This window comes from Propionimicrobium sp. BV2F7 (assembly GCF_000510445.1).
Lineage (GTDB): Bacteria > Actinomycetota > Actinomycetes > Propionibacteriales > Propionibacteriaceae > Propionimicrobium > Propionimicrobium lymphophilum.
Genome location: NZ_AZIS01000003.1, coordinates 667,697 through 681,484 on the forward strand (window position 1 = coordinate 667,697; position 13,788 = coordinate 681,484).

General features: G+C 53.8%; 8 protein-coding genes and 1 pseudogene. 5 read left to right on the plus strand and 4 right to left on the minus strand.

The genetic code is table 11. From position 1 onward, the window contains the following. Positions 1-11 precede the first annotated feature (11 nt). A pseudogene (locus HMPREF1255_RS10175) lies at positions 12-829 on the minus strand (integrase core domain-containing protein). A gap of 112 nt (positions 830-941) precedes the next feature. Next, the gene (gene hrpA / locus HMPREF1255_RS03995; protein WP_024110861.1) at positions 942-4,832 is read right to left on the minus strand and encodes an ATP-dependent RNA helicase HrpA; all 3,891 of its coding nucleotides are present in this window, start codon (positions 4,830-4,832) and stop codon (positions 942-944) included. Between the two features lie 73 nt (positions 4,833-4,905). Here hrpA and thrB point away from each other — a divergent pair, with 73 nt between their 5' ends. Then, positions 4,906-5,808 (plus strand): homoserine kinase, encoded by a 903-nt coding sequence (gene thrB, locus HMPREF1255_RS04000; protein WP_024110800.1) that lies wholly within the window; start codon positions 4,906-4,908, stop codon positions 5,806-5,808. Positions 5,809-5,996: 188 nt separating this feature from the next. Here the strand turns inward: thrB and HMPREF1255_RS04005 are convergent, their stop codons facing one another. Continuing rightward, on the minus strand, positions 5,997-8,447 hold the full coding sequence (locus HMPREF1255_RS04005) for a phosphoketolase (RefSeq protein WP_024110887.1): 2,451 nt from the start codon (positions 8,445-8,447) through the stop codon (positions 5,997-5,999). Positions 8,448-8,536: 89 nt separating this feature from the next. Next, entirely contained in the window at positions 8,537-9,475 is a 939-nt protein-coding gene (locus tag HMPREF1255_RS04010; RefSeq protein WP_016455716.1) for an AEC family transporter, read from the minus strand. Positions 9,476-9,640: 165 nt separating this feature from the next. Between HMPREF1255_RS04010 and HMPREF1255_RS04015 the strand changes: the two genes are divergently transcribed. From HMPREF1255_RS04015 to HMPREF1255_RS04030, 4 genes are read left to right on the plus strand one after another with little or no spacing between them, the layout of a single operon-like run. Beyond that, positions 9,641-11,140, plus strand: coding sequence for an FGGY-family carbohydrate kinase (locus tag HMPREF1255_RS04015; RefSeq protein ID WP_231376309.1), 1,500 nt, complete (start codon positions 9,641-9,643; stop codon positions 11,138-11,140). Continuing rightward, positions 11,137-11,943, plus strand: a complete 807-nt coding sequence (locus HMPREF1255_RS04020) for an aldo/keto reductase (RefSeq protein WP_024110546.1) — start codon at positions 11,137-11,139, stop codon at positions 11,941-11,943. The genes HMPREF1255_RS04015 and HMPREF1255_RS04020 overlap by 4 nt, the downstream gene beginning before the upstream one ends. Positions 11,944-11,945: 2 nt before the next feature. Then, positions 11,946-12,728, plus strand: coding sequence for a class I fructose-bisphosphate aldolase (locus tag HMPREF1255_RS04025; RefSeq protein WP_016455713.1), 783 nt, complete (start codon positions 11,946-11,948; stop codon positions 12,726-12,728). A 10-nt stretch (positions 12,729-12,738) separates the two neighbouring features. Then, the gene (locus HMPREF1255_RS04030) at positions 12,739-13,779 is read left to right on the plus strand and encodes an alcohol dehydrogenase catalytic domain-containing protein (protein WP_024110650.1); all 1,041 of its coding nucleotides are present in this window, start codon (positions 12,739-12,741) and stop codon (positions 13,777-13,779) included. The last annotated feature ends 9 nt before the right edge of the window (positions 13,780-13,788 follow it).

Here is a 13,788-nt window from a genome sequence, read left to right on the forward strand (position 1 = left end):
TGTTCCACTTCTTATACGGGGGTCAGCTCGCTGACCCGAGTTTGATTATACATATCGATGATGTCGGCTGGAGTGCGGTATCCGAGCGCTTCGTGTAGGCGCTCATTGTTCCACCAGTGCACCCAGTTCAGCGTGGCGAACTCAACCTCTGTCAAAGAAGCCCATGATTGTGAATAGATTAACTCAGCCTTATATAGGCCGTTGACCGCTTCGGCTAGCGCGTTATCGTAGGAATCACCCACCCGTGGAGGGCTTGATCCCGTAATCAGCCAGTTTCTCGTTATAGGCAATACTCGTGTACTGCGAGCCATGATCGCAGTGATGCGTAACATTCACTCGCGTAGTTCTTCAGCAAGAATCCGATCACGAATGCTTCTGGCGCTTGCTGGTCTGCTCTTCGCTAGCCGGTAGCCGCGAGAGGTAATAAACCCTCCTTCCAGACTCGCATCCAATACCCGGCAAATCGGCTCAACCCCGAAACGACCCCTTATATTCGTCAATATAAGCAATCATCATCGGGCCGGACGGTCGAGCTGCGCTGCGAAAAAGCCGAGGCAGTTTTCAAAATCTCATTCGCCCTACGCAGCTGCGCATTCTAGCGTTTGAGCCGTTTGATTTCCTCATGCTCTTCACGCGTGAACCCCTGCCGCTCACCCGTGTTCACAAGATGCCGCTCATACCAACGGCGCAATGACTCATTCGCGATCCCCAGCTTCGAAGCAATCTCATTAACCGCCCTCCACTACGAACACGAACGATCAGCAGCCAACCGAACAGAAAGCAACCACACCGCACGATCCTCAAAATCCTGAGAATACCTCTTAGACATATCCCTAACCCTCTCAAAAACGAGTAGGAACAAAACCCAGGACGCTTCAGTTAATCCCCCTAAGCCTTGTATCAAAATTAAGCGTCTAAATAACAAACATTTTTCTGCCAGGCTAGATCTCTGCCATCGCTTTTCTAATCCGCTTCGCTGAAACCGGCATCGCCGTGCCCAACTGCTGAGCGAAGAACTGCACCCGCAGCTCCTCGATCATGAAGGCGATATCGTCCACCTCGTCCGGGATCGGGCCCTGGGGCAGGCGCTCGCAGAGCGCGTCGTATTCATCGAGCAGCTGATAAATAACATCGGCGTTGCTCGAGTCACGGCCTGGGTTAGAGGCGTAGGCGCGCATCCTACCCAGCATCGCCTCCAGGTATTTCGGCAGCTGCCGATACCAGGGGTCACGGATGAAGGAGATGAAACCTGGGAAGTAGAGATCCTCTAGCTGACGGACGATCTCGTCGCCGATTGGGCTCTCCGCAGCTTGAACGCGGACTTGAGCGGCCAACTCGCAGACCTTCGCAGCCACGTCCACCACTCTGACCATCTGGTCCGCCTGGTCCTGGCGAACTTCTAATGCCAGCCTGTCGAAATCCTTCTCGTTCCAGACCAACAACCCGCCGTGCGCCTCCGCCGCCTGCCCAGCCGCCTTCAACCAGGCGTCCGTCAGCAGATCCTGCAGCGAGTCGTACGGGCTGGACGGCAGCGCCAGCTTCTGGTCGTTACGCATCCTTGAAACCGCCCAGCGTGTCGGGTCCGGATTGACCAGCTGAAGAAGACGCCGCACTCCCCTAGAGTGAGTCGCCCGCTGTCGCTCCTCAGTCTCCTCGAGCACCTGCCCAACGTTAGAGCCGAAGTCGCGAAGCGCAGGATATCCAATCGCGGTGATGCCCGAACGCTTGACCTTTTTGGTTTGGGGAATATCGCCGAAAGTCCAACTATCCGACTTCTGCGACCTAGGTGCCGCCTTGTTAATCGTTTTTGCAACCTGAACGGCAAGATCTTTGCGCAGCTCGCCTAGATCGTTACTGTAAACGGCGTCTCGTCCGGGCCTGGTCACCTCGAACCCGACCTGCAGGTGGTCGGGCACCTTGAACGGGTTCCAATCGTTAGAGTCGACTGCAACACCGTTCAGTGCAAATAGCGCGCGTCCCAGCTCGTCGCAAAAACGTTTGGTTCTATCCGCCCCGTTCTCCTCGAGCCAAGTTAATGCGGCACGCGCATGATCTGGTGCAGGAACAAATTGCGTGCGGACCTGCTTAGGCAAATGCCTGATCAGTTCCGTCGCCAGCTCTAGGCGAAGCCCAGGCACCTGCCACGAGAACGGTTCCGGAGAGATCTGGTTCAACTGCGCGAGTGGCATTTTTACCGAGACGCCATCCCTGCCGGCTCCAGGAGCGAACTCGTAGCTGACCGGCAAATTAAGGTCGCCGAACTGCCACCTGTCCGGGAACTGCTCGCGAGCGGACGCAATGTCTTCCTCTTCTGCGAACAGGTCGATATCAAACTCGAGGAATGTCTTATCGGGATACTTCTTCCACCACTTGTCGAAAGTGGACTGGGAGTTGACGTCGCTTGGCAAGCGCACGTCGTAGAACTCGAAAATATCTCGATCGTCAACGAAAATTCCGCTGCCACGAGTCCGGTCGACGATCTCATCCGCTTCCGCAAGCACGGCTCGATTGTGCCTAAGGAAGTCGTGGTTAGCGTGTCGATCGTCCGGGCGCCACTCACCCTCTACGATGCCAGTCTGGATGAAAATCTTTCGCGCCTCTGCAGGGTCTATCCGACCGAAATTCACCAATCTGTCGGCGAAAATCGGCACACCAAGCAGGGTTGCACGTTCCCTTGCCACGACGTTATTGCGGCTAGCGGCGAAATGCGGTTCCGTGTAATTTCGCTTCAACAAGTGCCCGCCGATTTGCTCAACCCACTCAGGCTGAATCTCTTCGACCGTCCTCGCCCACAACCTAGAAGTCTCAACCAACTCCACAGCCACCACCAACTGCGGAGGATTCTTGGCCAGAGCGGAGCCCGGCTGGATGGCGAACTTGGCTCCCCTCGCGCCCTGGAATTCAGTTAATGGACGTCTGAGCCGCTTTCCGGTTTTTGGTTTTTCAGGCCGGGGCAGCTGGAATCCGATATTTCCCAGCAGTCCCGAAAGAGCGCTGATGATCACCTTGTCGTAAGAGGCTGGTTTATCGTTCTTCTTCATCTTCAGCGACTTGCAGATCTGACCAAGTTGAGTGTGCAGGTCTTGCCACTCTCGGGTGCGCATAAAGTTCAAGAATTCGTTGCGGCAAAGTTTACGAAACTGATTTCCGGAAAGCTCCCTGCGTTTGACCTTCAAGTAGCCCCACATGCGAAGGATCGCGATTATGTCTCCTCCGCTGTCGCCGCCGGGTTGGGCCTTAGCTTTCACCTTTTTTGCGTTCATCGCCCGGGCGCGCTCAGTTTTAGAAGTGTGCACGGTGAAGCGCAGCGGCTCACCTGCTTTCGCCTGACCGTAATCGACGCGCTCTTTTTGTTTTTTGTCGCCCGCAAGAGGCTGATCCATTGCCGCATCGGAAAAGAACCTGGCGTGAAGCTGATCTGCTTGCTCGCGCTGCTCCGCCGGCCGTTCACGAATGTCCTGAATGCCCAAGAAAGAAACCACTATCAGTACTTCCTTTAGGCAATCGCGCCTGGACGCCTCGATTAGCATCCTGCCCAGCTTCGGGTCGATCGGAAGTTCGGCGAGCGCGTGTCCGACACGAGTCAGCCTGGTCGGCTTGCGCTTAGCAAGGGCTCCGAGTTCGTCGAGCAGTCGAACGCCGTCGGCGATTTGAGAGGAATCCGGAGCCTCAACGAACGGGAAATTCTCAATGTCTCCCAACCTGGCCTTGGCCATCTGGAGGATTACCGAAGCAAGATTAGTGCGAAGGATCTCCGGCTCGGTGAATTCGTCACGAGCCGCAAAATCCTCTTCGCTGTATAGCCGAATTGCCACGCCGGGTGCGACACGGCCGCAGCGGCCTGCCCGCTGATTCGCGGACGCCTGGCTAATCGGCTCGATTGGCAGGCGCTGCACCTTGGTCCTTGCGGAATAGCGGGAGATACGCGCAGTTCCGGCATCAATGACGTATCTAATTCCCGGCACCGTCAGGGAGGTTTCTGCGATGTTCGTAGATATCACGATTCGCCGTCCCCTGTGGGACTGGAAAATCCGATGCTGTTCCACGGCGGAGAGCCCGGAGTGAAGCGGCAAAACTTCCATCGGAGCAAGCCGTTTAGCGGTGATCGCGTCATCAATCACATCTTGCGCGTCGCGAATCTCGCGCTCCCCCGAACAGAAAACCAGGATGTCGCCACGGCCAACGCCGATGAGTTCGCGGACCGCCTCGACTATGCCCTCAGACTGCTCAATTTCTTGGCCATCACGAGCCAGCGGACGGTAACGAATTTCGACCGGATAACCACGTCCGGAAACCTCAACGATCGGAGCGTCACCAAAATGTTTCGAAAACCGAGCTGTGTCGATTGTCGCCGATGTGATGATCACCTTTAGATCGTCACGCCTAGCCAAAAGCTGTTTTAGGTATCCGAGTAGGAAATCGATGTTCAGGCTTCGCTCGTGCGCCTCATCAATGATTATCGTGTCGTATTTTCGAAGATCTCGATCGTGGGTGATCTCGTTTAACAAGATTCCGTCGGTCATGAGCTTGATCCGGGTATCGGCACCGGTCTGGCGAGTAAACCTAACCTGATAGCCAACTAGCTGCCCCAGGTTCGTGCCGGTTTCTTCAGCGATTCGCTCGGCAACGCTCCTAGCGGCTATCCGCCTGGGCTGAGTGTGCCCGATGCTCTGCCTGCCAGCGAGCAAACACATCTTTGGCAGCTGAGTGGTTTTACCCGAACCGGTCTCACCGGCCACAACGATGACGGGATGCTCCCTCAACAGCCCCACTATCTCGTCAACGTGGGAACTGATCGGCAGTGCCGGAAAATCGATTGTTGGCTCAGACATATCCCATCTAGCCTAAACCAACAGGCAACACGTTCGTTCCATATGCGCCATACCACCTGTAATGTGGGCTTCTATGCAGGTCAAAGACACCACGGTCAAGGTTAGGGTCCCAGCCACGACGGCAAACATGGGTCCCGGTTTCGACTCGTTCGGAATGGCATTTCGCTATTACGACGAGGTAACCGCGCGTCCCATTTCCGGACACACCCGTGTCTACGCCAAGGACGAAGGCGCAGGAGCCAGCGTCCCCGGCGACGACGGAAACCTGATCGTGCGCACTCTGCGAGTCGGCCTAGAAACAGCTGGACTGCACCAGAGCGGCTTCGAGCTGCACTGTACCAACCGAATCCCGCAGGGAGGAGGGCTCGGTTCTTCGGCTGCGGCGATCGTCGCGGGCCTGATGCTTGCCCGCGGCTTCGCGGAAGACGAATCCAGCCTTGACGACCACACGATCTTCTCCATCGCCACCGCATTCGAAGGACATCCTGACAACGTGGCGCCTGCAGTTTTCGGCGGCGCGACGGTTGCCTGGATGGACGACAAGGGTAAGCCCCAATCCGCACCCATGCCCGTCGACGCCACGCAGCCCGTGACGCTCTTCGCGCCCCCTTTCGGATTGCGTCTGGCAACGGAAAAAGCTCGTGAGGTGCTGCCGAACTCGATTCCCCGAGAGGACGCGGTTTTCAATACTTGCCGGGCCGCGGTGCTGATGCTCGCGCTAAATGGGCGACGCGACCTGCTTATGGAAGGCACCGAGGACAGGCTGCACCAGGACTACCGTCGCGGCGTGCTGCCCGAAACCATGAAACTGATCGACCGGCTCCGTGCCGAGGGCCACCCGGCCGTCATCTCCGGAGCTGGCCCCACCGTGTTGGTGCTCGGCGAAGTCGACGAGGACGCCGCGAGAGCCGCGAGCGCGGACGGCTGGCGGATGCTCACCCCAGGAATCGACACTGAGGGCGCAAAAATTCAGTAACTTGATTTTTCTGCCAAACTCACCTGAATAGATTCTCAACACCCTTGAGATTTCGCGAATGCCCCAGTCAGAGCCTTATTCATCATTTTGAAAACCAAGCTCCGGAATTTGAGCGTTGAGTTTGGCAAATTTTTTTGGCTAGACGTGAGAAGTGGAGCCCCTCGAGGCCCCACTTATCACGCTTCTTTCTAGCGGTCCGGCAGCGGAGGACGCGCTACGTGCGCCTCGCTATGGTTCGGGTTGGCATCCAGATCAGGAGCATCGAAACTGCCGAGTTTCCAGTTTCGGACCTCGGGCATATCCTCCAGATGCTCCACGATGTACTCCTGGTGACGAGCAAGCTGCGACTCGCACCAGCGGTACAGCTTGATCGCGTTATCAGGCACCCTCTTAGCGTTATTGAGGATGTCCATCACCAAGTGGTAACGGTCGATTTCGTTACGAACCACCATGTCGAACGGTGTCGTCGTGGTGCCCTGCTCCTTGAAGCCACGAGCGCGGAAGCGATCCGCATCGGGACGGCCATGCACCAGCTGGTGGATAGCGCCCGGATAACCGTGGAAGGCGAAGATTACATCGACATCGTCGGTGAACAGATCCTTAAAGTGCTGGGTGCTCATGCCGCTAGGGTGGTCCTTAGGCCTGTAGAGACTGGTCAGGTTAACGACGTTAACGAACCTGATCTTGATCTGAGGGCACACGGTCTTAACAATCTCAGCCGCAGCAACCGCTTCCATGGTCACAACATCGCCTGCGCAGGCAACGACGATGTCAGGATCCTCGTCGCCGAGCCCCTCGCTGCCAGCCCAATCCCAGATACCGTAGCCACGGTTGCAATGCTCGATGGCCTCGTCCATGCTCAGCCACTGCGGCTGAGGCTGCTTATCTTGTACGATCAAGTTAACCAAGTTCTTAGTGCGGAACACGTGGTCGCTGACGGCAAGCAGGCAGTTGGCGTCCGGCGGTAGGTAAATCCTGCCCACCTCACCGCGCATGTTCAACACGATCTGCAGAAGTTCCGGAGCTTGATGGCTGAAACCGTTGTGGTCGTTACGCCAACAAGTCGAACTAAGCAAAATATTGGTGCTCGGCACCTTGGCTCGCCAGTCGAGAGCGTTGGCTTCTTGCAGCCACTTAGCGGCCTGCATCGTCATGGACGCGGAAACCATTCCGAATGCCTCGTAGCTGGCGAACATTCCGTGCCGGCCAGTCAAGTTGTAGCCATCGAGCCAACCGTGGCAGTTGTGCTCAGAAAGCACTTCCATTACGCGGCCCTGCGGGCTGAGCTTCTCGTCGATGACGTTTACGCGCTCCATGAAGGTGCGGTCGGACACGTCGAATACTGCTCCAAGACGGTTCGAATTTGTCTCGTCCGGGCAAAACAGCCTGAAGTTATCAGGATTGTCCCGGTAGATATCGCGCAGGAACTCTCCGAGCTTTCGAGTCGATTCGAGTCGGTCACTCGCCCTACTTCCCGGCGTCACCTCAACGGCGTACTGCTTGAAGTCAGGCAGGTTGAGGTCCTTCGTCAACAATCCACCGTTAGCGTGCGGATTTGCGGACATCCGAAGATCGCCCTCGGGGTTGTTCGACTCGACAAGCTCGCTGGGCGACCCATCTTCATTAAACAATTCCTCGATCTTGTACGAGCGCATCCACTCCTCGAGGAGCTTTAGATGATCGGGGTCCTGCTTGACACCTGACAGCGGTACCTGGTGAGCACGCCACGTGCCCTCAACCGTTTTACCGTCTACTTGGTGCGGGCCCGTCCAGCCCTTAGGCGTACGCAGAATAATCATCGGCCAAATCGGACGAGATCCGTCCCAGTTGCCTTGGCGAGCAGATTCCTGAATGTCCTTAATCTGGTCGTAGCAGTAAGCCAATGCCGCCGCAAACCTCTCGTGCATCCACGGCAGGTCGTCGCCCTCTACCCAGACGACTTCGTATCCGTGGCCTTCGAACAGGCTGGTCACCTCGTCAGGATCCTTTCGCGAGAGGACGCTCGGGCTGGCGATCTTTGCGCCATTGAGGTGCAGGATCGGCAGCACCGCACCATCGTGTACGGGATTTAGGAAGCTAATGCCCTTCCAGCTGCCCTCTAGCGGACCAGTTTCTGCCTCGCCGTCTCCGACGACGGCAGCCACCAGAAGGTCCGGATTGTCGAACGCTGCACCGAATGCGTGCGATAACGCATATCCGAGCTCGCCGCCTTCGTGAATCGAACCGGGGGTCGTAACGGAACAGTGCGACGGAATGCCTCCGGGCGCGCTGAACTGCCTGAACAGTCGACGCATCCCACTAAAGTCTTGAGTCACTTTAGGGAAGCAGTCGGAATACGTGCCCTCCAGATAAGAGGCACCAACCAATGCGGGGCCGCCGTGACCTGGCCCGGCGATGTATATCGTTGACTGACCTGTCTTCTTTATCAGTCGATTCAAGTGGGCATAAATAAAGCCGAGACCGGCACTGGTTCCCCAGTGACCAAGCAATCTCGGCTTAATATCATCGGCGCTAAGCGGGCGCCGCAGAAGCGGGTTTTCTTGCAGATAAATCTGCCCCACGCTCAGGTACATGTTTGCCCGCCACCAAGCATCGACAGCGAGCAATTCTTGCTTTGTGAATTTTTCAACCCTTGACATATCTTCAAGCTATTACTGATCACAATTCAATAACAGTGCCTGCGGTAAAGGATTGCATTAATTGCCAAAATCAAGATCCGAGTCTTATCTCAGTACACGGCATGTAGCACCGTTGCGAAGATTGTAATCACGGGTATGCAGGCAAACGACGTGATGAAAATCGCGTCGCGAGCCATGGTCACGGACTCTTTGCCGCGCATGGCGAAAACAAACACGTTCTGGGCACACGGTAGACCTGCCATGACCGTCACAGCAAGAGTTGTTACAGAGTCGAGCTTGAACACAAAGATTGACAAAAGTGCCGCCACCAAAGGCATGACAACTGTCTTTAGTGTCGCGATGAACCAGGTCTCGCCAGCATTTTGTCTTCCTGGGATGGGACCGATCCGCAGGGAGACACCAAAAGCAATCAGCATCGCTGGCACGGAGAAATCTCCTAAGATCTCGACGGTTCTCAGCAATGCGCTGGGGTACTCGATCTTGACGATATTGCTCAAAATCCCTAAAAGCACACCGATCGTCATCGGATTCTTGAACGGCAGGCTCAGGTAGCTCAGTTTAGAAACTTCGCGACCGCTCTTCTTCACCAGTTGAGCATCCAAGATGGAAAGTCCGAGAGGCTGGAGTAGGAGCACCTGAACCAAAAGCACGGGCGCCACCCAGCTGGAATCACCAATCACCGCAAGCGTTATAGGCACGCCCATATTGTTCGCATTCACGTAGCTAGACGCAAACGTGCCGATGACAGCGTGTCCGAGATTCGGCTTCCAGATCAATCGCGATACGACCACATAGATGAGCGCTGTCAGCACTATCGCGCTTGCCGATGCCAAGACGTTGAAGGAAAAGATTCGCCCCAGATCGGCTCGATACATAGAAGCGAAAAGGAGGCATGGCAGACCCGCACGAAACGACGTCTTGGCTAGCGCCTCCTGAGCAGACCTGTCGAGGATGCCGATGTGAGCCAAAACCCAACCGACACCGGCAATCGCCCAAATAGTAGCGAACCCGCTCAATGCGCTTAACACGCCGCAAGTATATGCGCTCGAAAGCCAAAAATCTGATCGTCAAGTTTTCACAGAATTCAAGCGTAATCAACTTTTTTTCAAAAATTGTTTCATTAATATCTTTTTCATGTAAATTAGAAGATCGAGGGGGCAAAGAAGTCCTGCAGATTACGTCCATCAAAGGAGATGACGAAAATGGAAAAGTTCATCATTGGAATCGATATCGGCACGGGATCCACTAAAGGAATTCTGGCTGACTGTGCCGGCAATGTATTACACACAACCATCGTCAAGCACAAAACAAGCTTCCCTCGTCCAGGCTGGGCCGAGCACGACGCTGACGAAGTTTGGTGGGCTGACGTAGTTGCTGTTTGCCGAGAGCTCACCACACGAGCAAAGGGCAGCGTTGCAGGAATCTGCATTTCAGGCATTGGGCCTGTTTTCCTAGCAGCAAACGATCGTGGCATGCCGTTGCGTCAGGCGATCTTATACGGCGTAGACACCAGGGCTTCCGAAGAAATTAACGAGCTAAACGAACGTTACGGATACGACGAAATTTACAATCGCTGCTGTAACAATATGACCTCGCAGTCCGTTGGTCCGAAAATACTTTGGGTCAAGAAAAACGAGCCCGAGGTTTGGAAAAGAACTAGCCGCTTCTTGATGGCTCACACCTACTGCGTATTCCACTTAACAGGACAATACGTACTTGATCATTTGTCTGCCTCAATGTGCGAACCGCTCTACTCCCCAATCACTAATGACTGGGTTGACGAATGGGTAGAAGATATCTGCGGGGATCTGCCCATGCCTAAACTTATGTGGTCGAATGAGATCGCTGGGTACGTGACTGACAACGCTGCGAGAATTACTGGCCTCGCACCCGGAACTCCGGTGGCAGTCGGCTCGATTGACGCATTCGTTGAGGGACTCTCTGTTGGCGTCCGCAACCCCGGTCAAGTCATGATCATGTACGGCTCGACGATGGTTGGCATCCAAATCTCTGACAAGCCATTAAAGGCAGAAAATCTGTGGTCTTGCTCTGGTCTATTCAAAGACACCTATTTGTTAGCAGGTGGCATGTCCACCTCTGGCTCGATCACAACTTGGATCTGCGATTTAACAGGAAACTCTTACGACGATTTAACAAAGGCCGCAGAGCAATCCGGACCTGGAGCTCGCGGTTTACTCCTGCTCCCCTATTTTTCTGGCGAACGTTCCCCAATTGCGGACGAAAAAGCAAGAGGCGTGCTTGCCGGCTTAAACCTCACCCACACCAAGGGAGATATTTATAGGGCCGCGCTCGAATCGATCACATACGGAAGCCGCCACATCCTATCGACCATGGCAGAAGCCGGTGGGAAACAAACTGAATACTGGGCAGTAGGTGGCGGCACTAAGGGAGGTTTGTTACCACAAATCATGTCTGACTCCCTGCATGTCGAACAGTTCATTCCAAAGATCACAACCGGCGCATGCTACGGAGACGCTCTCCTCGCGGCGATGGCAGCTGGTCTTGTAGAAACAGATACTTCATGGAATGAAGCAATAATGACAGTCTCGCCCAATTCTGATGTCGCCAAACAATACGACGAAATGTACGAAAACTACCTCAAGCTATACCCGTCAACGCTTGATGTAGTTCACGAGTTAGCAGTAGCGCAAGATGCTGAGGCAGGGGCATGAGCGAAAAATTAAAACTGCCAGAAATAGGCTTTGGCACCTGGCAGATGGACGATGCTAAAGCAAAGGAATGCGTGTCACAAGCCATTAAAGATGGATATCGTCTGGTTGACACGGCGATGCGTTATCACAACGAAGCTGGTGTTGGCCAGGGAGTTAAAGCAAGCGGTATCGACAGGGCCGAGGTGTTAGTTAGCACTAAGCTTCGTGGCGGCGATCAAGGTAAGGATCAGGCCAAAAGGGCTTTCTACGCCAGCCTTCGAAATCTGGGCTTAGATTATGTAGATATTTATTACATTCACTGGCCATTACCTCGACTTGGGCTCTATCTAGAATCTTTCGAAACAATATTAGAGCTTAAAGAAAAGGGCCTTGTAAAACACGCTGGCGTATGCAATTTTCCTAACAAATACCTCGAGGAAATTCACAAGCGTTTCGACATTTACCCAGAAGTGAATCAATTTGAATTACATCCTGGCTACCCGCAACTCGATTGGGTGAAGTTCTGTCAAGAACGGGATATACCAGTTCAGGGATGGGGAGTAATTGGCAGGGGGAGAGGTCTTCTCGAAAAGCCAGAAGTTAAGCAGCTCGCAGAAAAATACGACTGTTCCCCCGCTTCGATCTGCATTTCGTGGGCGAAGAAACGAAACATATCTTCGATTGTTAAATCGACCACTCGACAGCGGTGGCAAGCGAATTTAAACAACTCTAATGCAGATCTAAATGATAGCGAAATGGAGATCCTAGACAATTTGGATTTCCCCAGAACGAGCAAAGACCCGGAAATTGATGAGGAGTATTAAGAATGAGCGGAATGGAAATTAGGCTGAATCGCCTACTCAACGAGCAGTCTGGCAGGGCCATGATAGTGGCCTTCGATCATGGGCAGTCTCTGCCGATGAAACGCGGCATTGGTAGCCCTGTTTCACTTTTAAAGAAAATAATTGAGGGCAGGCCCGAAGGCGTTCTTATTAACCGAGGAATGCTCCAGCAGTGTGCAGCAGATTTCGCTGTTCCTGGTGCTCCACAAGTAATTCTAAGAGCGGACTGGACAACTCTAGATTCAGATATGAAAGCTGACATGGGTGAAGCATACAGAAGCCTGGTTGAGCCCGAGGAAGCCCTTTCACTTGGGGCGACAGCAGCATGTCTCTACCTAATTGGCAGACCAAAGGCTACTGGAATGTTTTTTGACAATATCCGAGAGGTAGCGAAGTTTATCAGCAAAGCCCACAAGGTTGGTTTACCAGTGATTGTAGAAGCCACCCTTTGGGGCTTGAAAAATGATGATCAGAAGGCAGTCGACCCGCTTCGTCAGATGTGCCGCATTGCCGCTGAAATCGGCGCTGACGCGATCAAGACGGAATACGTGGGAGATATCGAGGATGAAAAATCTCTAATAGAAGACGTAGGAGATATTCCCGTATTTACCCTTGGCGGCTCCGCGACCACACCCGAAAAGGCCTTTGAGTCTGCATCGCAGGCAATCGAATCTGGAGCTAAGGGACTCATCTTCGGAAGAAATGTCTGGCAGGCGGAAGATATCGTCGGCACAATCACTAAATTCCGAGAGATTGTTCACCAATAGAAAGGTCAAAATGAAAGCAGCAATTTTCAATGGACCTGGGGATCTCAACGTGAAAGAGGTCCCAACTCCAGAAGCCGGCCCAGGTGAGATAGTCCTACGTGTAGGCGCTAACACTGTCTGCGGCACGGATGGCAGGATCCTACGCGGAGAAAAAACCGCAGGTGTTAGGAAGGGCGTAGTCCTTGGGCACGAGATTTCAGGCTATGTGTGTGAGGTTGGTTCGGGCATAAAAGGATTCAACGAAGGCGATTTAGTCGGCGTGATGCCTACCGTTCCATGCGGAAAATGCTTCTACTGCATCCAGGGATACGAAAATCTCTGTACCGACTCAGAGTTATTTGGATATGGCTATGACGGTGGACTCGCAGAATATATAAAAATTCCAAACCCTGCCATAACTCGCGGAGGAATTTTTAAAGTCTCAAGCCACTTAGATCCAGTAGAAGTGTCTCTAGCAGAACCCCTAGGTTGTGTACTTAATGGAGCGGATCTTTACGAGCCAAAGATTTCTAACACCGTTGTCATTATTGGGGCAGGTCCTATCGGGTTGCTTCACATTCAAGTATGTCTTCATGCCGGAGCATCGAGAGTGATCGTTTCTGACCCTTCTGAGGAACGGAGATCAATCGCAGAAAAATTCGGCGCCACACTCACTATTGACCCAAACTCCGAGAACTTAGTTGAGCGGGTCAGAGACTACACGAATGGCATTGGAGCAGATATAGCGATTGTATGCATCGGGCATCCTGGGCTATTCAACGATGCATTGAAAGTTGTTCGTAAACGTGGCACCGTTAGCGCTTTCGCAGGTTTTTCGAAGACAGACCTTGCACAAGTCGATCCCAACCTTATTCACTACGGAGAATTGAAGGTAACAGGAGCTTCCAATGCAAGCAGAAAATCCCATCGCTTAGCGCTAGAGCTAATCGAGCAAGGGGCTATTGACGTGAAGTCATTGCACACCAACACCTTTTTGCTAGACGCTGTAGTGGAAGGCATTCAAAGCGCCACTACCGGACATGGTATAAAAACCGCCATAGTACCGAATTAGCAGGAGAAC

What these genes read in the sequence shown, in the direction of transcription:
- HMPREF1255_RS04020 (WP_024110546.1), top strand. Translation starts at nt 11,137, where the DNA reads ATGAGCGAAAAATTAAAACTGCCAGAAATAGGCTTTGGCACCTGGCAG.
- HMPREF1255_RS04025 (WP_016455713.1), top strand. Translation starts at nt 11,946, where the DNA reads ATGAGCGGAATGGAAATTAGGCTGAATCGCCTACTCAACGAGCAGTCT.
- hrpA (WP_024110861.1), bottom strand. Translation starts at nt 4,832, where the DNA reads ATGTCTGAGCCAACAATCGATTTTCCGGCACTGCCGATCAGTTCCCAC.
- HMPREF1255_RS04030 (WP_024110650.1), top strand. Translation starts at nt 12,739, where the DNA reads ATGAAAGCAGCAATTTTCAATGGACCTGGGGATCTCAACGTGAAAGAG.
- HMPREF1255_RS04005 (WP_024110887.1), bottom strand. Translation starts at nt 8,447, where the DNA reads ATGTCAAGGGTTGAAAAATTCACAAAGCAAGAATTGCTCGCTGTCGAT.
- thrB (WP_024110800.1), top strand. Translation starts at nt 4,906, where the DNA reads ATGCAGGTCAAAGACACCACGGTCAAGGTTAGGGTCCCAGCCACGACG.
- HMPREF1255_RS04015 (WP_231376309.1), top strand. Translation starts at nt 9,641, where the DNA reads ATGACGAAAATGGAAAAGTTCATCATTGGAATCGATATCGGCACGGGA.